Source organism: Cognatilysobacter tabacisoli (assembly GCF_003586305.1).
Classification (GTDB): domain Bacteria; phylum Pseudomonadota; class Gammaproteobacteria; order Xanthomonadales; family Xanthomonadaceae; genus Cognatilysobacter_A; species Cognatilysobacter_A tabacisoli.
On sequence record NZ_KZ987400.1, the window covers coordinates 31,519 to 52,062 of the forward strand.

The 20,544-nt window shown below is 73.4% G+C and carries 18 protein-coding genes; 4 read left to right on the forward strand and 14 right to left on the reverse strand.

Annotated elements, in window-relative coordinates; genetic code table 11:
- Positions 1-32: 32 nt before the first annotated feature.
- Positions 33-1,682, reverse strand: a complete 1,650-nt coding sequence (gene aceB / locus D3A60_RS00145; protein WP_119716714.1) for a malate synthase A — start codon at positions 1,680-1,682, stop codon at positions 33-35.
- A 118-nt stretch (positions 1,683-1,800) separates the two neighbouring features.
- On the opposite strand from aceB, the gene D3A60_RS00150 reads away from it, so the two are divergent.
- Positions 1,801-2,769, forward strand: coding sequence for a LysR family transcriptional regulator (locus tag D3A60_RS00150; RefSeq protein WP_119716715.1), 969 nt, complete (start codon positions 1,801-1,803; stop codon positions 2,767-2,769).
- 139 nt (positions 2,770-2,908) lie between these two features.
- On the opposite strand, the gene D3A60_RS00155 is transcribed toward D3A60_RS00150, so the two are convergent.
- From D3A60_RS00155 to D3A60_RS00180, 6 genes are all read right to left on the reverse strand, one after another.
- The gene (locus tag D3A60_RS00155; RefSeq protein WP_119716716.1) at positions 2,909-4,384 is read right to left on the reverse strand and encodes a tetratricopeptide repeat protein; all 1,476 of its coding nucleotides are present in this window, start codon (positions 4,382-4,384) and stop codon (positions 2,909-2,911) included.
- A complete protein-coding gene (locus D3A60_RS00160) occupies positions 4,372-5,763 on the reverse strand; it encodes a glycosyltransferase family 2 protein (protein ID WP_119716717.1) in 1,392 nt (463 codons plus the stop codon). The genes D3A60_RS00155 and D3A60_RS00160 overlap by 13 nt, the downstream gene beginning before the upstream one ends.
- Positions 5,717-6,745: an NAD-dependent epimerase/dehydratase family protein gene (locus D3A60_RS00165; RefSeq protein ID WP_119716718.1), complete on the reverse strand. Its 1,029-nt coding sequence runs from the start codon at positions 6,743-6,745 to the stop codon at positions 5,717-5,719. The genes D3A60_RS00160 and D3A60_RS00165 overlap by 47 nt, the downstream gene beginning before the upstream one ends.
- A 126-nt stretch (positions 6,746-6,871) precedes the next feature.
- The gene (locus D3A60_RS00170) at positions 6,872-7,495 is read right to left on the reverse strand and encodes a lysophospholipid acyltransferase family protein (RefSeq protein ID WP_119716719.1); all 624 of its coding nucleotides are present in this window, start codon (positions 7,493-7,495) and stop codon (positions 6,872-6,874) included.
- A gap of 47 nt (positions 7,496-7,542) precedes the next feature.
- A complete protein-coding gene (gene arfB / locus D3A60_RS00175; RefSeq protein WP_119716720.1) occupies positions 7,543-7,962 on the reverse strand; it encodes an alternative ribosome rescue aminoacyl-tRNA hydrolase ArfB in 420 nt (139 codons plus the stop codon).
- A 103-nt stretch (positions 7,963-8,065) separates the two neighbouring features.
- Positions 8,066-8,767, reverse strand: a complete 702-nt coding sequence (locus tag D3A60_RS00180) for a pseudouridine synthase (protein WP_231120390.1) — start codon at positions 8,765-8,767, stop codon at positions 8,066-8,068.
- A 152-nt stretch (positions 8,768-8,919) separates the two neighbouring features.
- On the opposite strand from D3A60_RS00180, the gene D3A60_RS00185 reads away from it, so the two are divergent.
- Entirely contained in the window at positions 8,920-11,739 is a 2,820-nt protein-coding gene (locus D3A60_RS00185; protein ID WP_231120341.1) for a M16 family metallopeptidase, read from the forward strand.
- 136 nt (positions 11,740-11,875) lie between these two features.
- Here the strand turns inward: D3A60_RS00185 and ubiB are convergent, their stop codons facing one another.
- From ubiB to D3A60_RS00215, 6 genes are all read right to left on the reverse strand, one after another.
- Positions 11,876-13,567: a ubiquinone biosynthesis regulatory protein kinase UbiB gene (gene ubiB, locus D3A60_RS00190; protein WP_119716721.1), complete on the reverse strand. Its 1,692-nt coding sequence runs from the start codon at positions 13,565-13,567 to the stop codon at positions 11,876-11,878.
- Positions 13,564-14,262 (reverse strand): ubiquinone biosynthesis accessory factor UbiJ, encoded by a 699-nt coding sequence (locus D3A60_RS00195; protein ID WP_119716722.1) that lies wholly within the window; start codon positions 14,260-14,262, stop codon positions 13,564-13,566. The genes ubiB and D3A60_RS00195 overlap by 4 nt, the downstream gene beginning before the upstream one ends.
- Positions 14,263-14,310: 48 nt before the next feature.
- Positions 14,311-15,306 carry a 2-alkyl-3-oxoalkanoate reductase gene (gene oleD, locus D3A60_RS00200; protein ID WP_119716723.1) on the reverse strand — a complete coding sequence of 332 codons (996 nt, stop codon included), beginning with the start codon at positions 15,304-15,306 and terminating at the stop codon, positions 14,311-14,313.
- Positions 15,307-15,336: 30 nt separating this feature from the next.
- A complete protein-coding gene (oleC, locus tag D3A60_RS00205) occupies positions 15,337-17,004 on the reverse strand; it encodes an olefin beta-lactone synthetase (RefSeq protein ID WP_119716724.1) in 1,668 nt (555 codons plus the stop codon).
- Positions 17,001-17,981: an alpha/beta fold hydrolase gene (locus D3A60_RS00210; RefSeq protein WP_119716725.1), complete on the reverse strand. Its 981-nt coding sequence runs from the start codon at positions 17,979-17,981 to the stop codon at positions 17,001-17,003. Before D3A60_RS00210 ends, oleC begins: the two co-directional genes overlap by 4 nt.
- Before the next feature lie 107 nt (positions 17,982-18,088).
- The gene (locus tag D3A60_RS00215; RefSeq protein WP_119716726.1) at positions 18,089-18,994 is read right to left on the reverse strand and encodes a TolB family protein; all 906 of its coding nucleotides are present in this window, start codon (positions 18,992-18,994) and stop codon (positions 18,089-18,091) included.
- A 46-nt stretch (positions 18,995-19,040) separates the two neighbouring features.
- On the opposite strand from D3A60_RS00215, the gene aroE reads away from it, so the two are divergent.
- Positions 19,041-19,916: a shikimate dehydrogenase gene (gene aroE / locus D3A60_RS00220; protein WP_119716727.1), complete on the forward strand. Its 876-nt coding sequence runs from the start codon at positions 19,041-19,043 to the stop codon at positions 19,914-19,916.
- Between the two features lie 32 nt (positions 19,917-19,948).
- Complete coding sequence (locus tag D3A60_RS00225; protein ID WP_119717460.1) at positions 19,949-20,206, forward strand: YkgJ family cysteine cluster protein; 258 nt, start codon at positions 19,949-19,951, stop codon at positions 20,204-20,206.
- A gap of 11 nt (positions 20,207-20,217) precedes the next feature.
- Here D3A60_RS00225 and D3A60_RS00230 read toward each other — a convergent pair whose 3' ends face one another.
- Positions 20,218-20,532, reverse strand: coding sequence for a hypothetical protein (locus D3A60_RS00230; RefSeq protein WP_119716728.1), 315 nt, complete (start codon positions 20,530-20,532; stop codon positions 20,218-20,220).
- Positions 20,533-20,544 lie beyond the last annotated feature (12 nt).

A 20,544-nucleotide genomic window follows, 5' to 3' on the forward strand; every position in this document is an offset into this window, starting at 1 on the left:
GAGCAGGTGCTGGGGTCGGAAGGACGCGGGCGTCAGTCCAGGCGCGCGTACGCCGGCAGGGTCAGGAACTCGACCAGCTCGTCGGCGTGGGTCAGGCGGTCGAGCATCCCGATCGCCTCGTTGATGCGGCTGCCGCCGGGCAGGCGGGTGCGGTCGCCCAGCCGCGCGGGCAGGTTGATCAGCGCGCGCTCGAGCAGGGCGAAGTCGACCGGCGTGTCGTCGTCGAGCGACAGGCCGTCGCAGTGCAGCCACTGCCACAGCTGCGCGCGCGCGATCTCGGCGGTCGCCGCGTCCTCCATCAGGTGGTGGATCGGCACGCAGCCCTGGCCGTCGAGCCACGCGGCGAGGTAGCGCACGCAGACCTCGACGTTGCCCTCGAACCCGGCGCGGGTGATCGTCCCGAGCGACGGCTTGATCAGGTCGTCGCGGGTCACCTGCACGTCGTCGCGGCGGACGTGGTGCTGGTTCGGCCCGGGCATGTGCTGGTCGAAGATCGCCCGCGCCAGCGGCACCAGCGCGGGGTGCGCGACCCAGGTGCCGTCGTGGCCGGCCGTGGCCTCGCGCAGCTTGTCGGCCTGCACGCGCGCCATCGCCGCGGCGTTGGCCTCGACGTCGGCCGGCGACGTGCCGGCGATCGGGATCTGCGCGGCCATGCCGCCCATCGCGTGCGCGCCGCGCCGGTGGCAGGTGCGGATCAGCAGCTCCGAATACGCCTTCAGGAACGGCTGGCTCATCGTCACCTGGCCGCGCTCGGGCAGCACCCGGCTCTTCAGCGCGCGGCCACGGTGGGCGCGGAACGTCTTGATGTACGAGAACACGTAGTCCCATCGCCCGCAGTTGAGGCCGGCGATGCGGCCGCGCAGCGCATGCAGGATCTCGTCCATCTCGAACACCGCCGGCAGCGTTTCGATCAGCACGGTGACCTTGATCTGCCCCGCCGCCAGGCCGAGCTCGTGCTCGACCGCGTCGAGCACGTCGTTCCACAGCTGCGCCTCCTCCATCGACTGCAGCTTGGGCAGGTAGAGGTACGGGCCGCGGTCCTTGGCCGCGAGCGCGGCGGCGTTGTGGAACGCGAACAGGCCGGCGTCGAACAGGCTGGCCGACAGCGGCCGGCCGTCGATGCTCAGGTGTTTCTCGTCGAGGTGCCAGCCGCGCGGGCGGACGATCAGCACCGCCTGCTCGGCGAACGGCTTGAGCGCGTAGTGCTTGCCGTGCGGACCCGGCGCGGTCCACTCGAGGGTGCCGGCGACGGCGGCTCGCAGGGCGTGCTGGCCGGCCAGCAGGTTCGGCCAGGTCGGCGAGGTGCTGTCCTCGAAGTCGGCCATGTAGCAGCTGGCGCCGGAATTCAGCGCGTTGATGACCATCTTCGGGTCGGTCGGGCCGGTGATCTCGACCCGGCGGTCCTGCAGCGCCGCCGGCAGCGGCGCGACCCGCCAGTCGCCGGCGCGGATCGCCGCGGTGTCGGCGCGGAAGTCCGGCAGGCCGCCGGCGTCGAAGAACGCCTGGCGCTCGACCCGAGCGGCCAGCCGCGCCTGGCGCGCCGGCTCGAAGCGCCGGTGCAGCCCGGCCAGGAACGCCAGCGCGCCCGGGGTCAGCAGCGCGTCCTGCGCCGGCGAGGGGGCCAGCACGGCAACGCCCTCGGCAACGCGGGGGGCGGACGATTCCTTCATGACTGCCGACATCGGGTGGACTCCTGGGACCGGAACGTTGACCGGAATCCACCATGCTGCGGCGCATAGTATTTAACAAAGCAGATTTTTCAATGTGTCACATTTGGTTCTCTTATATGTAGGCCAGAGCATGCCGCCCGGACCGGTTTCGAGCCCCCGCTTCGCCTACAAGGGCGACCGCCTGAAGCCGCTGCGGGCCTTCTGCCAGACCGCGCGGCTGGGCTCGGTCTCGCGCGCGGCCGAGGCGCTGTACCTCAGCCAGCCCGCGGTGACGCTGCAGCTGCAGGCGCTCGAGCGGGAGATGGGCGTGCGCCTGCTCGAGCGCAGCGGCCGCCGGATCACCCTGACCCGCGAGGGCGAGGAGCTGTACGAGCTGGCGCGCCCGCTGGTCGAAGGGCTGGACGCGCTCGACGCCGCCTTCCGCGAGCGGGTCCGCGGGCTCGACGGCGGCGAGCTCAACGTCGCCGCCGGCAGCTCGACGATCCTGTACCTGCTGCCGCGGATCGTCGAAGCGTTCCGCCGCGAGCACCCCGAGGTGCGGCTGAGCCTGCACAACGTCACCGGCGCCGGCGGGCTCGACCTGCTGCGCTCGGACGCGGTCGACCTGGCGGTGGGCTCGATGCTCGACGTACCCGGCGACCTCAGCTACGCGCCGGTGTACCGGTTCGAGCCGATGCTGATCACCCCGCGCGACCACCCGCTGGCCGACAAGGCCGACCTGCGGCTCGAGGACCTCAGTCCGTACGGCCTGATCCTGCCGCCGCAGCGGCTGACCACCTACCGGCTGGTCGACCTGGTGTTCCAGCAGAACCGGGTGCCGTACACGGTCGCGCTCGAGGTCGGCGGCTGGGAGGTGATCAAGCAGTACGTCGCGATGGGGCTGGGGATCAGCATCGTCACCTCGATCTGCCTGACCGAGGCCGACCGCAGCCGGCTGTCGGCGCGATCGCTCGCGCGGTACTTCCCGTCGCGCAGCTACGGCGTCGTCGTGCGCAAGGGCAAGTTCCTGAGCCCGCAGGCGCGGGCGTTCACCGAGCTGATCCAGCCGGCGCTGTTCGAGCGCGCCGACTACTACGCCACCGGGCAGTCCGAACGCTGAGACGCCGGGACGCGGCAGGCGGGCGGTGGTCCCCGGAGGAGACGGCGCCGGCCGCGACGAACGCTCAGGGGGCGTTGCGTCGCGACCGGAACCGCTCTCCCCCGAGAGAGGGGGCGACCGGTGGCCGGGGGCGTGGGCCCTACTCGGCCGCGGCCGGGCACTCGGCCCGGCGGTGGTCGCAGAAGCGGTAGCGCAGCTCGAGGCCGACGCTGCGGCCCTCGTACTGGCCGAACTCGTTGAGCTGGCGGCTGTACGCAGCGCGCCCGACCAGCTGCCAGCGCGAATAGATACCGAGCGTCAGCTCGGCATTGACGCTGGCCGCGCGCTTCCAGCGGTCGAACGTTTCGTCGCGCTGCACGCCGAGCGAGGTCTGCAGGTACAGGCCGGCGTCCTGCCCGAACGGCAGGTAGGCCGACGCCACCGGCGCGATCCGCGTGTAGCGGTCCGGGCTGTAGTAGCCGTTGCCCGGATCGTGCGAGAAGCCCTGCCATTCGGCCTGCAGGCCCAGGTCGACCATCGCGCGCTCGTGGCGGACCACGGCGTGGCGCCAGTCGGCCAGCACCGCGCGGCGGCGGTTGTCGTCGCTGTAGTCGTCGAACCAGCCGTACAGGCCGATCCGGTCGCGCAGCGTCGGCTGCCACAGCGCGTCGAGCGCGACGGTGTTGCGCAGCACGCCGAGCGAGATCGCGCGCGGCGACGCGGCCACGCGTTCGCGCTCTGCGCGCACGCCGACCGCGAATTCGTCCGACGCGCGATGGCGCAGCGCGAGGCTGCCAAGCGTGGCGGTGCGGTCGCCCGCGGCCGGGTCGAGCCGCGACTGGACCACGTGTGCGGCCACGGCGGTGGACGGCGACAGCGACAGCGTCGCGCCGACGCCGACGCGGTTCTCGTCGACCTCGTCGCCGCCGGTGACCGGCGCGAAGGGGTTGCCGACCGGCGCGCGGTGGGTGCGCCGGGTGCCGCTGGCGTGCAGGCGCCACGCTTCGGAGACGCGCACGCTGGCGTCGAGGCCGACCGAATCGATCTCGATGTCGTCGTCGTCGCTGTAGCGGTTGATCGGCAGGCCGACCGACGAGAACAGCGGCAGGCGCACCGCGCGCGCGAGGTCGCGGGTGTCGCGGCCGTCGGGCTGGGTGGCCGTGACCTGCGCCAGCGCCGGCAGCGCCTGTTCGGGACGCTCGCCCAGCCGCGAGGCCAACGCGTGGTTCCACTGCGCATCGTGGTTGTCCGGCGCGGCCGCCAGCACCGGCGCGTTGAGCGCCAGCGAGGCGTTGCGCCGGCCGGCCCACGCGTGGATCCGCGCGCGCAGCAGGGCGGTTTCGGTGTCGTCGGGGCCGAGCCCGTCGAGCGTCGCCAGCGCCGCGGCGTGGTCGCCGCGCCAGGCGAGGAAACGGGCCCGATCGATGCGCGCGGCGCGGTCGTCCGGGTTCGCGGCCAGATGGCGGTCGAGCAGCTTCAGGCCCTGGCCGATACGTCCGGCGGCGGCGGCGCTGCGGGCGGCCTCGAGCGTGGTCGGCTCCTGCGCGAACGCGGTGCCGGCGGCCATCAGCGCGCACGCCAGGGCGCAGGCGCGGCGCAGCGCGGACGCGCCGATCGATGCGGTTACTTGCGCCATTTGCGATTCCCCGTGATCCACAGATCGGTGGCGAAGCGCCCGATCGTTTGCAAGTCCAGGAACATCAGCACGTAGCGCATCGGCGTGACCAGCAGCGCCTTGCCGAGCATCGACAGCCGCGCGCCCTTGGCGACGGCGACCAGCACGGTCAGCGAGACCAGCATCTCGGCGATGATCGTCACTGCCAGCGGCTCCCACATGCGCAGGACCATCATGATGATCAGCGCCGCCGGGAAGAAGATCTTGTCCAGCGCCGACAGGAACATCGCCCAGCCGATCGGCCGGCCGTACTCCTGGCTGAAGCGCTCGCCGAACGGCTGGCGGTACTGCTCCTGCACCTTGCGCATCTCGGCCACGCGCTGGGCTTCGCCGCTGCGCTGGTCTCGGTGGTTCTTGCGCATCCGCTTGAACACCCGGAACGGCGTGCGCAGCAGGTGGTCGAAGTAGTAGCAGCTCTGCAGGAACGACGACGACCACAGGTAGGTCTGCCGCGGCAGGCGCTGGGCTTCGGGCTCCTCGGTGCGGGCGACGACGTCCTGCAGCTGGATGTTGCGGTAGCCCTCGTTGTTCAGCGCGAAGCCGATGAAGATGTCCTCGGAGTTGGTGAGGTCGTCCCCGAAGATCGGCTCGTAGCGGTCGAACAGGTTCTTGACGTACTGGCGGCGGTACGCGACCGCGCAGCCGACCGGGTTGGTGATGCCGCCGAAGAACACCATCTGGCCGCGGTACACGAAGCGCTGCAGGAAGGTGTACAGGCACTCGCGGTAGACGTTGGTCATCCACCAGGCGATGCGTCGCGGCAGGCTGCGCTGCGCGTGCGCGTCGCGGTACTCGGCCGCGCCGGACCAGCGCTGGAACTCCGGCGTGCGGGCCAACTCGGCGCGGTCCTTCAGGCGCACCGGCTCGATGACCCCGCACGCGCTGGCGATGCCGACGCCCTGGTAGAGCTCCTGCACGCAGCGCTCGATGTAGTCGCGCGACTCGAGGAAGGTGTCGCCGTCGAGGATGAACTCGACGTCGCTGTCGAACTCGCGCGACTGGCGCTTGATCGTCGGCGTCTTGCCGATCGACGAGGCGCGCTCGATGACGGTCAGGTCCAGCCCGATCGCCGCGGCGAACTCGCGCGCGCGCTCGACCGTGCGGTCCTTGCCGCCGTCGTCGACGAGGATCACGTGGCGCGGCTGCCGCGTCTGCCGCGCGATCGACGCTAGGCAGTGGACGATGTTGTCCTCTTCCTTGTACGCCGGGATGACCACGTCGACGATGGCGGTGCGCCAGTCCTCGGTCGGGGTCGGTACGGTGCGATCGGGCCCGCGCAGCAGCCCGATCGTGCTAAGCAGCGCGGTCGGACTGATTACGAACCAGGGTGCGGTGGCCATCGCCTTCTTCCTGCATGCGGGCGCGTTCGATGGCGATCAGGTCGTCGATCGTGCGCTCCAGTGAGTATTGGTGCTGGAACCCGGTCATCTCGCGCAGTCGCGAGAGGTTCGGGCGGCGGCGGCGGATGTCCTCGAAGTCCTCGCCATAGGCCTCGCGCAGGCTCTGGTGAAGGATCGGCGAGCGGCTGCCGGAGCGCTCGATGATCAGTTCGGCCAGCGCCAGGATGCTGATCTCGCGGTCGTTGCCGACGTTGCACACGACCGTGTTGTTGCCGCTGAACGTGGCCAGCTGGTCGAGCGCGACGACGGTGTCGCGCACGTCGCAGAACGAGCGGCTCTGGGTGCCGCCGCCGAACACGGTGATCGGCTCGTTGCGCACGGCCTGCCCGACCAGCCGCGGCACGACCATGCCGTAGCGGCCGACCTGGCGTGGGCCGACGGTGTTGAAGAACCGCGCGATCACCGCCGGGATGCCGAAGCGCTGCGCGTACGACATGCCCAGCGCCTCGTCGGCGATCTTGCTGACCGAGTAGCCCCAGCGGGTGCCGGCGCGCGAGCTGACGACCAGGTCCTGGTCCTCGTGCAGCACGTGCTCGTCGTTGTGGCCGTAGACCTCGGAGCTCGAGGCCAGCACGACCTGCGGCTTCCAGCCGCCGTCGCGCGCGGCGCGCAGCAGGCGCTCGCAGGCGGCGATGTTGACCGCCAGTACGTTGGTCGGCTCGGCCAGCACCCGGTACACGCCGACGACGGCGGCCAGGTTGTAGATGCGGTCGGCCCACGCCACGGCGCGATCGAGCCGGTCCCAGGTCAGGATGTCGGCTTCGTCGAAGCGATAGCGGGGATGGTCGAGGTGCGGCGTGACGTTGGCGCGCTGTCCGGTGGACAGGTCGTCGACCACGTGGACCTGGTCGCCGCGGGCCAGGTGCAGGTCGACCAGGTGCGAGCCGATGAAGCCGGCCCCACCGGTGATGAGGATGTGCATTGGATTCGGCCCCCCTGAGGCCTAGCCGCCGAACGGAACGTCCGAAAACTGTGATGTGGTGCACGGATTGACGCAAATGCCGTGCCATGCGGGACGTGAAGGGGGACGAACGGTCGTTCCTGCGGTTCAGGTGGTTCCGTGGTGCTTGCCCTGCCACGGGCGGTACCACGCGCGGATGCGCGCGACGTCGGCGTCCATGTCGTCGCTCAGCGCGAAGGGCGGGCCGATGCCGATGATCTTGTCCGGGTAATGGAAGTACGCCGGCAGCACCGGCACGCCGGCGGCGTGCGCGATCTTCCAGAAGCCGGTCTTCCAGCGTTCGACCGGCTTGCGGGTGCCCTCCGGGGCCAACCCGAACCACAAATTGTCACTTTCGGCGATCAGCGCGGCGCACTGCTCGACCACCCCCTGCGGCCGGCTGCGGTCGACCGGGATCACCCCGATGCCGCGCAGGAACGGCCCGAGCACCGGCACCCGCAGCAGCGAGTGCTTGCCGAGGATCTTGATGTCCAGGCCCATCGCGACCTTCGCGGCGAACCCCCAGATGCCGTCCCAGTTGGATGAATGCGGGGCGCCGATCAGCACCAGCTTCGGGATGTCGGGGAACTCGCCGACCATCCGCCACCCCCCCAGCCGCAGCAGCGTGCGCGCGACCCACACCAGCGCCCGGCCGTGGCGCACCCGCGGCGCGCTGGGCGGCAGCGGCAGGACCCGGTCGTCGGGCGAATGCGGTGCGGCGGTGTCGGCCATCGGCTCCTCGCGATCGCGGCGCCCTTCGGCGCCGCGCGAATGCTCTGCTAGTCCCAGTCCCGGCCGCCGCGACCGCGCTTGATGGTGCTGCGGCCGCGCTTGGCGTCGAGCCGCCGTTCCTTCGAGGCGCGGCTCGGGCGGGTCGCGATTCTAGGCTTCGGCGGCTGCAGCCCGGTAGCGATGAACGCCGCCAGCCGCTCGCGCGCGTCCTGGCGGTTGCGGTCCTGGGTGCGGAAGCGCTGGGCGCTGATCACCAGCACGCCGTCGTCGGTCACCCGGCGGTCGCGCTTGGCGAGCAGCCGCGCGCGCACCGGTTCGGACAGGCTCGGCGACGCGGCGATGTCGAAGCGCAGCTCGACCGCGGTGGCGACCTTGTTGACGTTCTGCCCGCCGGGGCCGGACGCGCGCACGAAGCGCTCGACCAGTTCGTCGTCGGAAATCTCGAGGGCGTCGCCTACGGCCAGCATCGGGCGATTCTAGCCAGTCCGCTGCCGCCGCCCCCGCGCCGCCGACCCGCGCCATCCGCAACGGGCCGGTGGAAGCGACGGGCCGGGGCGGCCCTGCAGTGGCTCATGCCGCCGGCCGCGGCCAGCCGAGCCGGTCGAACGCGCGTTCGAACTCCGCGTCGAGCGGCGCGATCGCCTCGACCGCCACGCCGGTGTGCGGGTGCGCGAAGGCCAGCCGGCGCGCGTGCAGCAGCATGCGGTGCACGCCGAGCATCCGGAACGTGCGGTTGTGGCGGCCGTCGCCGTGGCTGGTGTCGCCGATCAGGTGGTGCGAAACGTGCTTGAGGTGGCGGCGGATCTGGCGGAAGCGGCCGGTCTGCGGCTGCGCCAGCAGCAGCGCGTAGCGCGAGGTCTCGAAGCCGGACGACGGCTGCGCCAGCTCCGCGGTCGCCAGCCGGGTGAAGTGCGTCACCGCCGGCTTCTTGAGCGGCTTGCCCGGCCCGCCGTCGAGGTCGTGGTCGACGGTGAATGCCTCGTCCGGCCAGCCGCGGCAGATTGCCCAGTAGTCCTTCTCGAATGCGTGCGACATCAGCGTCTTGCCGAGCGCCGACGCGGTGTCGCGGTCGAACGCCAGCAGCAGGCAGCCGGACGTCGCGCGGTCGAGCCGGTGCACCAGGAAGATCGGCCGCCCGAACTGTTCGCGCAGCCGGTCGGCGGCGAAGTCGGTCTCGCCGCGCGCCAGCGCGCTGTCGTGGACCATCAGCCCGGCCGGCTTGTCGACCACCGCCAGCACGTCGTCGCGGTACAGCACCCCCAGCTCCGGCAGCGCGGGCGCGGGGCCGGCGTCGGGGCCAGCCGCGGGGTCGGTGGCGCGGTGCGCGGTGAAAGGCGCGGCGGCGGCAGTCGGGTCGGTCACGGGGCCACGGGCGCTGGAAGGGGTGCTAGTGTCGCCCACCGCTCATCCACAAGGAGGTTTCCGTGCCGTCATCGCTGCCGTCTTCCCCGTCGCTTCCGCGCGCCCTGCGCACCGGCGCGCTCGCGCTGGCGTGCGCCCTCGCCCTCGCCTCGCCCGCGGCGATCGCCGCCGACGGCGTCGCGCCGCCCAAGGGCGTGGCCGCCGGCCCGTGCGTCGAGGGCATCTGCGAGTACACGCTGGCCAACGGCCTGCGCGTGCTGCTGTTCCCGGACGCCTCGAAGCCGACGGTCACGGTGAACCTGGCGTACGGCGTCGGCTCGGTGCACGAGAACTACGGCGAGACCGGCATGGCGCACCTGCTCGAGCACCTGCTGTTCAAGGGCACGCCGACCCACGCCGACATCCCCGGCGAGTTCAAGAAGCGCGGCATCAGCGCCAACGCCACGACCTCGCTCGACCGCACCAACTACTACGGCTCGTTCCCCGAGAACGTCGACACGCTGGACTGGCTGCTCGGCCTCGAAGCCGACCGCATGGTCAATTCGTTCGTCGCGAAGAAGGACCTCGACAGCGAGATGACCGTCGTGCGCAACGAGATGGAGCGCAACGAGAACAGCCCGAACGCGGTGACGCTGCAGCGCCTGCGCTCGACCGCGTACCTGTGGCACAACTACGGCAATTCGACGATCGGCGCGCGCTCGGACGTCGAGAACGTGCCGATCGAGCGGCTGCAGGGCTTCTACCGGACCCACTACCGCCCCGACAACGCGACGCTGATCGTCGCCGGCCGGATCGACCCGGCCGACACGCTGGCGCGGGTCAACCGGCACTTCGGCAGGATCAAGCGCCCAGCGCAGCCGCTGCCGGCGTACTACACCGACGAGCCGACCCAGGACGGCGAGCGCGAGGTCACCGTGCGCCGCAGCGGCGACGTGCGGCTGGCGGCGCTGGGCTACCACGTGCCCGGGGCGACCCACCCGGACACCCCGGCGCTCGAGGTGCTGCTGAACATCCTCGGCGACACGCCGACCGGCCGCCTGCACAAGGCGCTGGTCGACACCAAGCTCGCCGCCGGCGCCGGCGCCGGCAACGGCGCGATGCGCACGCGCGGGCTGGCCACGCTGCTGCTGGTCGCGCCGAAGGACGCCGACATCGCCAAGGCCGAGGCCGAACTGCTGCGCCAGGCCGAGTCGCTGGCCGAACGCCCGGTCACCGGGGCCGAGGTCGAGCAGGCCAAGCAGCGCTTCGCCAATGCCTACGAGACCGGCTTCACCAACGTCAACGCGGTCGCGATGGGCCTGACCGAGTCGGTCGCCGACGGCGACTGGCGCCTGTACTTCCTGCAGCGCGACGCGATCGCCAAGGTCACCGCCGCGGACGTCAACCGCGTCGCCGCGACCTACCTGCGCCCGAGCAACCGCACGCTGGCGCGCTTCATCCCGACCGACAGCGCGCAGCGCGCCGAGATCACCGCCGCGCCGGCGCCAGCCGACGCGCTGAAGGGCTACACCGGGCGCGCCGCGGTCGCCGCCGGCGAGGCCTTCGACCCGACCCCGGCCAACATCGACGCGCGCACGCAGACGTTCACGCTCGGCAGCGGGCTCAAGGTGTCGCTGCTGCCGAAGGACACGCGCGGCGACACCGTCGTCGTCAACGCCACGTTCCGCTTCGGCGACGTCGAGTCGCTCAAGCGCAGCCCGGACCCGGCGGGCAGCATGGCCGGCGCACTGCTGATGCGCGGCACCACGACGCTGAGCCGCGAGCAGATCGCGCAGCGGCTGGAGGCGCTCAAGACCACCGGCGGCGTGTCCGGCGGGCTGCAGTCGGCGTCGATCAACCTCAGCGGCAAGCGCGAGACGCTGGCCGACGCGCTGGCGCTGGCCGCCGACGTGCTGCGCAACCCGTCGTTCCCGGAGGCCGAGTTCGAGCAGCTGCGGCTGCAGTCGATCACCGGCCTCGAGGCCGCGCGCAAGGAGCCGGGCACCGTCGCCGGCCAGGCGATGGGCGAGCACTTCGACCCGTGGCCCAGCGACCACCCGCTGGCGCACAAGTCGATCGACGAGTCGCTGGCGCGCGTGCGTGCGCTCAAGCGCGACGACGTGGTCGCGTTCCACCGCGACTTCTACGGCACCGCCAACGGCGAGATCGTGGTCGTCGGCGACTTCGATCCGGCCGCGGTCAAGGCCCAGCTCGAGACGCTGTTCGCCGGCTGGGCCTCGCCGAAGCCGTACGCGCCGATCCGCACGCGCCACAACGCCGTCGCCGCCGAGGTCGAGATGATCGAGACCCCGGACAAGGCCAACGCGGTCGTGGTCGCGCGCACCAACCTGGCGCTCAGCGATGCCGACCCCGACTACCCGGCGCTGGTCGTCGCCAACCACGTGCTCGGCAGCGGCGCGCTGGCCTCGCGTCTGGGCGACCGGCTGCGGCAGAAGGACGGGCTGACCTACGGCGTGTCGAGCGCGCTGAACGCCGACGCCAGCCCCGACGGCCGCGACGACGCCGGCAGCCTCGGCATCCAGGCCATCGCCGCGCCGCAGAACGTGCCGCGGCTGGTGGCCGGCATGAACGAGGAAGTGCAGCGCTGGGCGCGCGACGGCATCACCGCGACCGAGCTGTCCGACGCGGTCGCGAACCTGCTGACCCAGCGCAGCCAGTCGCGCGCCGCCGACGCCAACGTGTCGGCGATGCTGGCGCGCAACCTCTACCTCGGCCGCACGATGGCGTGGACCGCCGAGTTCGAGGCGCGGCTGAAGGCGCTGACCGTCGACGAGGTCAACGCCGCGATCCGCAGGCACGTCAAGCCGGAGACGATCAGCGTGTACGCGGCCGGCGACTTCGCCAAGGCCGCGGCCGGCGCGGCGGCGACCGGGGCGAAGTAGCGACGCGCCGCGACGCGCCGCAGCGGTGCGGCGCGATGGCGGCAAAGAGAAAGGGCGCCGCGAGGCGCCCTTTCGTTTTGGGTCGACAGATTCGATCGACGCGGCGCCGACGCGCCGGCTCACCCCCGGCGTCGGATCAGCGCCGCCGCCGCGGCCACGCCGCCAGCAGCGCCCACAGCCCGCCCAGTCCGGCGATCCACGCCGACGCGGGGATCGACCACAGCCGCGGCCCGCCGGCCTCGAGCGCGTACAGCACCGCGGCGACGATCAGCAGGCCGGTGCCGAGGATCGCAGCGACCGCGCGGCGCTGGGTCTCGTGGATCACGCGCGCGATCTGGCGGATGTCGTCCGAGCGCACGCGCGTCTCATGCCGACCCTGCACCTGCTGGTCGAGCCAGGCATGCAGCAGCCGCGGCATCTCGGGCGCGTGCGTGACCAGCTCCGGCAGGCGCTTGCGGAATTCGCCGGCCAGCCGCTGCGGGCTGTAGCGCTCGACCAGGATGCGCTCGAGCACCGGCTGCGCGACCGCCCAGATGTCCAGCTGCGGATCGAGCAGGCGGCCGACGCCCTCGATGTTCAGCAGGGTCTTCTGCAGCAGGATCAACTGCGGCTGGAGCGTCAGTTCGTAGCGCTGCGCGGTGCGGAACAGCTTGACCAGCACCTCGGCCAGCGAGATCTCGCTGAGCGGGCGGGTAAAGTACGGCTCGCACACCGCGCGCGCGGCCGCCTCGAGCTCGTCGATGCGGATGTGCGACGGCATCCAGCCGGCGCGCACGTGCAGCTCGGCGATGCGGCGGTAGTCACGGCGGAAGATCGCCATGAAGTTCTCGGCGAGGTAGTACTGATCCTCGTCGGACAGCTGGCCCATGATCCCGAAATCCAGCGCGATGAAGCGCGGGTTCGCCTTGCGCGACGGGTCGGTGTCGACCCAGATGTTGCCGGCGTGCGCGTCGGCGTGGAAGAAGTTGTCGCGGAATACCTGCGTGTAGAAGACCTGCACGCCCTTGGCGGCCAGCGCCTTGCGGTCGATGCCGGCCGCGTCGAGCGCGGCGATGTCGTCCGACGGGATGCCGCGCACGCGCTCGAGCGTCAGCACGCCATCGGCGGTGTGCGACCAGATCACCTCGGGCACGTACAGGTCGGCGCCCGGCGTGCCGCCCGGCGTCGTCCAGAAGCGCCGCAGCACGCTGGCGTTGCCGCCCTCGCGCGGCAGGTCGAGCTCGGCGGCCAGGGTGTTCTCGATCTCGGCGACGATCTCGCGCGGGCGGATCTTGTCGGCCGCCGGGTGCGCGCGCTCGACCACCGCGGCGACCGAGGTCAGCAGCGCGATGTCGGCGGCGATCTGGCGGTCGATGCCGGGGCGCAGCACCTTGACCACGACCTCGCGCGCACCGCCGTCGGCGGTCGCCAGCGTCGCCGCGTGCACCTGCGCGATCGACGCCGACGCCAGCGGAGTGGCGTCGAACGAGAGGTACGCCGTCGCGATGTCGCGGCCGAGCGCGCGTTCGATCAGCGCGCGCGCGACGTCGCCGTCGAACGGCTGCACGCGGTCCTGCAGCAGCGACAGCTCGTCGGCGACGTCGGCCGGCACGAGGTCGCGCCGGGTCGACAGGATCTGCCCGAACTTGACGAAGATCGGGCCGAGCTCCTGCAGCGCCAGCCGCAGCCGCGCGCCGCGGCCCATGTGCGCGATCGCCGGCGCCGCGCGCGGCACGAACGGACGCGCGAGCTTCAGCCAGGCCTCGACCGGCGTGCCGTCGAGCAGGTCGTCGAGGCGGTAGCGCAGCAGCACGCGGCCGATGCGCCACGCGCGCAGCGCCGACCTCATGCGCCAGCTCCGGCGCCGTCGCGCGGAGCGTCGCCGGCGCCGCGCGCCTGCACCGACTGGCGCAGGCGGTCGACGCGCGCGGCCGCGCGCTCGACGTCGTCGCGCAGCGCGTCGACGTCGTCGTGGAAGGCGTTGAGCTCGTCGCGCGGGACCACGTCGCGCGATTCCTCGGTGACGTACTCGGCGGCATTGACCGCGAACGCGCCGGCCGCGCCGCGCGCGTGCCGCAGCGCCGACGCGATCGCGTTGGCGATCTGCACGCCCACGACATCGCCGAACACCGCGGCGAAAGGCTGCTGCCAGTCCGGGTCGAAGCGCTCGGCCAGCCGCTGCAGCCGGCGCGCGAGGTCGGCGTCGCCCTCGATCCGCAGCTGGCCGACCGGCGGCGCGTCGTCGTTGCGCAGGCCAAGCCCTAGCAAGTCCGGCAGCTGCGCGAGCAGCCCGCCGAGCGTGCTGCGCACCGACAGGTCGGGCGCATTGGCGGTGTCGACCGGGCCTACCGCCAGCCGCTCGCCGTCGACGCGCACCTGCAGCGCGAGCGGCGGCGCGGCCACGTGCAGGGCGACGCGGCGGCCGTCGAGCGGGCGCAGCGACTCGCGGGTCTCCGGGTCGAGCGCCAGCGCGCGGTTCAGCGCGGCCTCCAGCGCACGGCCGGCCAGCGGCTTCAGGGCGTCGAGCGGGGAGCGGTCGGTCATGCCCCGCATTCTAGCCGCGTGCGATGACGGGCCCCGCGCCGGCGCCGCTCACGCAGGCGCGCTGGCCGCGCGCAGCCGCGCGAGGCCGGCGTCGAACGACACCGCCGGCACGTAGCCGAAGTCGCGGCGCGCCGGGCCCATGTCGTACCAGTGCGTGGTCACCAGCTGCTCGGCAAGGAACCGCGTCATCGGCGGCTCGCCGCGCAGCGGCAGCGCGTGCCATAGCCCCTCGCAGACCGCGCCGATTGCGTACGCCGCGGCGAACGGCAGGGTCTTGTCGACCGTCGGCGCACCGACCGCGGCGAGCAGGCCGTTGACCGTCTCGCGCATCGTGCGCGGCTCGCCGTTGCTGATGAAGTACGCACGGCCGGCGCACGCCGCGCCGGGCGCGAGGTGCTCGAACGCGTCGAAGTGCGCCTGCGCGGCATTGTCGATGTAGGTGGTGTCGACCAGGTTGCTGCCGTCGCCGACCAGGCGCAGCCGGCCGGCGCGCGCGCGCTCGACCAGCCGCGGCAGCAGCTGGTTGTCGCCGACGCCCCAGATCAGCCGCGGCCGCAGCGCGACGGTGGCCAGTGACGCGTCGTTGGCGGCGAGCACGTCCTGCTCGGCGACCAGCTTGGTCGCCGCGTACGGCGCCTTGAGGTCGGTGCCGTAGGGCACGTCGTCGGCGCCGAGGCCGGCGACCGGGTGGGTGGCGCGGTGGGTCACGCTCGGCGTCGAGGTGTAGACCAGCCGGCCGATGCCGTGCGCGCGGCAGGCGTCGAGCACGTTGCGGGTGCCGACGACGTTGGCGTCGAAGTAGCTGCGGTAGCTGCCCCATGCGCCGGCCTTGGCCGCGTTGTGGAACACCGCCTCGCACCCGGCCGCGGCGGCCAGCACCGCGTCGCGCGCGGCCAGGTCGCCCTGCACCTGCGCGACGCCGAGCGCGTCGAGCGCGTCGTAGCGGCCGCGGTTGAAGCTGACGACCTCGTGCCCGCGCGCGCGCAGGCCGCGGCACAGCGCCTGGCCGAGGAACCCGCCGCCGCCGGTGACCAGGATCTTCATCGCCCTCTCTCCGTCATATTCGCGTCTGTGTCATGCACGCGCCGCCGCCCACGCCGCGAGCGTTTCGCGGGCGATCTTCGCGTTGTGGCGGATGTCGACCGGGAACTTCGGGTGGCGCAGGAAGCGCGCGACGCCGGCGGTGTGCACGAAGCCGGCGCCGATCGCGCGCAGCTCGGCCTCGATCCGCGGCCACTCGCGCGCGTCGACGCCGTCGTCGAGCTCGACGCACAGGACCGGCCGCTGCGCGCCGCGCGCGCCGACGCCGACCAGCGCAGTGCGGCGGACCCCGGGATGGACGTTGAACACCGGCTCGACCTGCTCGGTGTACAGCGGCCCGCCCGCGGTCTCGACGCGGTGCGACTTGCGCCCGCAGAACCACAGCCGCCCGTCGGCATCGACGTAGCCGACGTCGCCCATCCGGTGCACGACGCGGGTCGATCCGTCGCCGAGCGTCTCGGTGATCTTCGCCAGCCGCGTCTGCGCGTCGCGGCGGAAGTAGCGGTCGGTCGCGGTCGGCCCGGCGACGGTGATCTCGCCGACCGCGCCGGCCGGCAGTTCGACGGCGCCGTCCCAGTCGGCGATGGCCGCGTCGGTGATCGCGATGATGCGCACGTCGTTCGGCGCAACGGCGCGGCCGACGCAGGTGCCGGCGCCGCCCTCGGTCGCCGCGCGCGTGGCCTGCAGCTCGCGGCCCTCGATCACCGCGACCGGCAGGCACTCGGTGGCGCCGTACGGCGTCCAGAACTGCGCGTCGTCCGGCAGCAGCGCGCGCATCCGCGCGACCACCTCGGCCGGCACCGGCGCGCCGGCCGAGGTGACCCGCTTCAGGCCCGGCAGCGGCGCGCCGTGGCGCGCGAGCACGCCCATCAGCGCGGGCGAGCCGAACAGCTGGTCGACGCCGAAGCGCGCGATCGCGTCGTGCAGCCGGCGCGGGTCAGCCTGGGCGGGGCGGGTCGGGTCCATGTCGGGAATCACCGAGGTCAGCCCCAGCGCCGGGTCGAACAGCGCGAACGGCGGGAAGGTCGGCAGGTCGACGCCGCCGGGCGCGATCCCGAACGCCTCACCGAGCATCGCCACCTGCGCGACGAAGTGGCGGTGCCGGTAGACCACGCCCTTCGGCACGCCGGTCGAGCCGCTGGTGAACAGGATCGCCGCGACGTCGTCGGGCCGCGTGTCGGCAAGCTGCGGCCCGGCGCCGGCGCCGTCGCGCTCGACGCGCGCCAGCGTCGTGTCGGCCAGCCACGCACGCGCGCCGGTGGTGACGCGCAGGCGCGCCGAGCGCGCCCAGCGCAGCACGACGCGCGCCACGTGCGCGAGCGGGATGCCGATGAACGCGTCGGCCTCGGCCTCGTCGAGGCACTGCTTCAGCGCGCGCTTGTCGATACCCGGGTCGACCAGCACCGGCACCGCGCCGGCCTTGAACAGCGCGAACATCAGCAGGAAGAACTCCGGCGACGGCCGCACCATCATCACGGTGCGGGTGCCGCGGACCACGCCGCGCCGCGCCAGGCCGGCGGCGATCGCGTCGCTGCGCGCGTCGAGCTCGCGGTAGCTCAGCGCGACGTCGTAGCGCGCCAGCCCGTCCGGCCCGCGCGAGCCGGGGCAGCGCATTGCGATGCGCTCGGGGAACTGCGCCGCCAGCCGCGGCAGCGCGGCGGCGATGTTGCACGTGCCGTCGGCGCGCGCCGCGTCGCTCACGCGTCGGCCGTCCGGTCCAGCGGGTCGGGGTCGACCGCGTCCCCGCGCGGGCCCACCGGATTCGGCGCGAGCGCCTGGCCGTCGAGCGGGTGCGCGTCGAGGAACGCGCGGATCGCCGGCACCAGCACCTCGTGCTTGTCCTCGAGCACGTAGTGGCCGGCGTCGTCGAACGCATGCACCTGGGCCTGCGGCAGCGCGGCGCGGAAGCCGTCGAGGAAGTGCCGGTCGAACACGAAGTCGCGCAGCCCCCAGCCGATGAACGCCGGGCGGTCGGCGTACTGCGGCAGGCGCTGGCCGGCCTGCTCGACCAGCGGCCACGCGCGGTCCGCCGGCGACAGCGGGATGTCCTGCATGAAGCGCAGCGTGCTGATGCGGTTGTCCCAGGTGTCGTACGGAGCCACGTACGCGCGGCGCACGTCGGCCGGCATGCGGCGCTCGACGCCGAGCCACGAGGCGCCGGCCGAGAACAGGTTGAACGCGCGGATCAGCGCGCCGCCGACGCGCGAGTCGCGGCCGAACGACAGCTGCCACGGCATCGGCTTGGCCGCCGGCAGCGGGAACGCCGCGGTGTTCAGGATCACCAGCCGCCGGACCTGGGCCATGTGCGACAGCGCCCAGCCGAAGCCGATCATCCCGCCCCAGTCGTGCACCGCCAGCGTCACCGGGCCGGTGATGCCCAGCCGGGCGAGCAGCGTGGCGACGTCGTCGACGCGCGACTGCAGCGTGTACGCGTAGCGGTCGTCGCCGGGCTTGTCCGAGCCGCCCATGCCGACGTGGTCCGGGACGATGCAGCGGTAGCGGTCGCGCAGCCCCAGCACCAGGTGCCGCCAGTAGTAGCTCCACGACGGGTTGCCGTGCAGCATCACGACGACCTCGCCGTCGCGCGGGCCCTCGTCGAGGTAGGCCATCGCGATGCCGGGCCGCACCTCGACGCGCTGCGGGGTGAACGGGTAGTCGGGCAGCGGCGTGGACGGCATGCGGGGGTCTCGGCAGGGCGGTGCCCGCGGCCAGCGGCGCGCGGGAAGCCCCGCATTATGAAGGCCGGCCCCCGGGCCGGCACCGCGGGCCGGCCGCACGGGCGCGCTCAGCCGGCGCAGCCGGCCTGGCCACCCGGGGTCGGCGCCTTCATCCGGTACAGGTCGAGCCCGCCGGCGCGCGGCGAGCGCGCGCTGCCGGTGACCAGCAATTCGGCCGGCTTGTTCCAGTCGAGCATCGCGCCGAGCGTGCGGCCGTCGGCGGTGTTGAACGACAGCGCGAGCGGCGCGACGCCGGCGTAGCGGCGGCCATCGCAGCGCGCCACGTGCAGCCGCGACGGGCCGGCGTCGGCGGCGTCGGCGCGGGCGAACACGAGGCCGCCGCCGTCGAGCCACGCGCCGTCGAACTCGTCGGCACGGGTGTTGACGCCGTCGAGCGCGCGCGGGGCCGCGGCCGCGTCGCCGTCGAGCGCGGCGGCGAACAGGTCGTAGCCACCCGACGTGGCGCCGCCGTTGCCGGCGAACAGCAGCGCGCGGCCGTCGCGCGACGGCGCCGGCGAGCGCTCGTCGGCGCGGGTGTTGGCCGCGCCGGCCAGCGCGCGCGGCGCGCCGATGGCGTCGCGCTCGACCGGCGCGCGGTACAGGTCGAGGCCGCCGCGGCCGCCGCGGCGGTCGGACGCGAAGTACAGCCAGCGCCCGTCGGCGCTGAAGGCCGGGTCGCGCTCGGCGTCGCGGGTGTTCAGCGCCAGCGCCCGCGCGTCCTGCCAGCGGCCGTCGCGCAGGCTGGCCTGCCACAGGTCCCAGCCGCCGGCGCCGCCGTCGCGGTTCGGGCTGGCCCAGACGATGCGCCGGCCGTCCGGCGACACCGTGCCGTGGACCTCGTCGGCGCGCGTGGCGACCACGCCCATGCCCTCGATGCCGAACTCCGACAGCGCCCACGCGGCGCCCGACGCCAGCGCCGCGGACAGCGCGAGGGCCGGGAGTAGACTCGGGCGGACGGCCGCGGTGCGACGCATCGTGCGTCTCCATCTGAAAGTCGTCGGAGTCTAAGCGAGGGCCGTCATGACCCGTCCGGAGCACGTCACAGATCCGTCCCAGCCCCCGCGCTACGCGGTGATCGGGCACCCGGTCGCGCACTCTCTGTCGCCGCGCATCCACGCCGCGTTCGGCCGGCAGACCGGGATCGCGCTGGAGTACGTGGCGATCGACGCGACGCCGGAGCGCTTCGCCGACGCGCTGGACGCGTTCGCCGCGCGCGGCGGCGTCGGCGCCAACGTCACGCTGCCGCACAAGGCGCGCGCCGCGGCGCTGTGCACGGCGCTGAGCGAACGCGCGCAGCGCGCCGGCGCGGTGAACACGCTGCTGCGGGTCGGGAACGAATGGCACGGCGACAACACCGACGGCGTCGGGCTGGTCCGCGACCTGACCGAGCGCCACGGGCTCGACCTGCGCGGGCGGCGCACCTTGCTGATCGGCGCCGGCGGCGCGGCGCGCGGCGTCGCCCCGGCGCTGCTCGATGCCGGCATCGGCGACCTGTACATCGTCAACCGCACCGCCGAACGCGCCGACGCGCTCGCCGACGCGCTCGGCCAGCCCGGGCGCGTGCACCCGCGCTACCTCGACGACGTCGGCGCGATCGGCAGCTTCGACCTGATCGTCAACGCGACCTCGGCGAGCCGCGACGCCGCCCTGCCGCCGCTGGCGGGCACGCTGGTCGCGCCGCGCGCGGCCGCGGTCGACCTGAGCTACGGCGAGGTCGCCATCCCGTTCCTGGCGTGGGCGCGCGCGGCCGGCGCGCGCGAGGCGGTCGACGGGCTCGGGATGCTGGTCGAACAGGCGGCCGAGAGCTTCCTGCGCTGGCACGGCGTGCGGCCGGAAACGGACGCGGTGTACGCGCTGCTGCGCGAGCGCGACGACACGCTGGTCACCGCGGACTGAGCGTGGACGGACTACTGAGCGCGGACATCGGCATGGACTGCCGCAGCAGCTGCGGCGCGTGCTGCATCGCGCCGTCGATCACGTCGCCGATCCCGGGCATGCCGCACGGCAAACCGGCCGGAATGCCGTGCGTCCAGCTCGACGAGGCGCTGGGCTGCCGGCTGTTCGGCCGGCCGGAGCGGCCGTCGGTGTGCGCCTCGCTGCGCCCGTCGCCGGGCATGTGCGGCGCCTCGCGCGACGAGGCGATCGCGACGCTGGCGCTGCTCGAACGGGTGACGCGGCCGGACTGACCGCGTCGCGGTCAGTTCGCGGCCGCGACCAGCGCGGTCGGTCGGGCCAGGTCGGCGGCGTCCTCGCGGGCGCGCTGCGCGGCCGCTTCGGCCTGCGCCGCTGCCGCCGTCTCGGCGCTGGCGTCGGCGACGGCGGCGGAGACCGGCGCCGCGACGAACGGATTCGGCGACGCGGTTTCGACGCCCTGCGCCGACATGACGGTCGAGTGCTCGAGGTAGCTGGCGGTGTCGCTGCCGATCTTCACTGCGACGCCGATCATCCCGGCGACGACGGTGCCGCCGGCGGCGATCAGGATCCAGTGGAGCGGGTGGGTCGGGGTGTGCATGGCGTCCTCCTG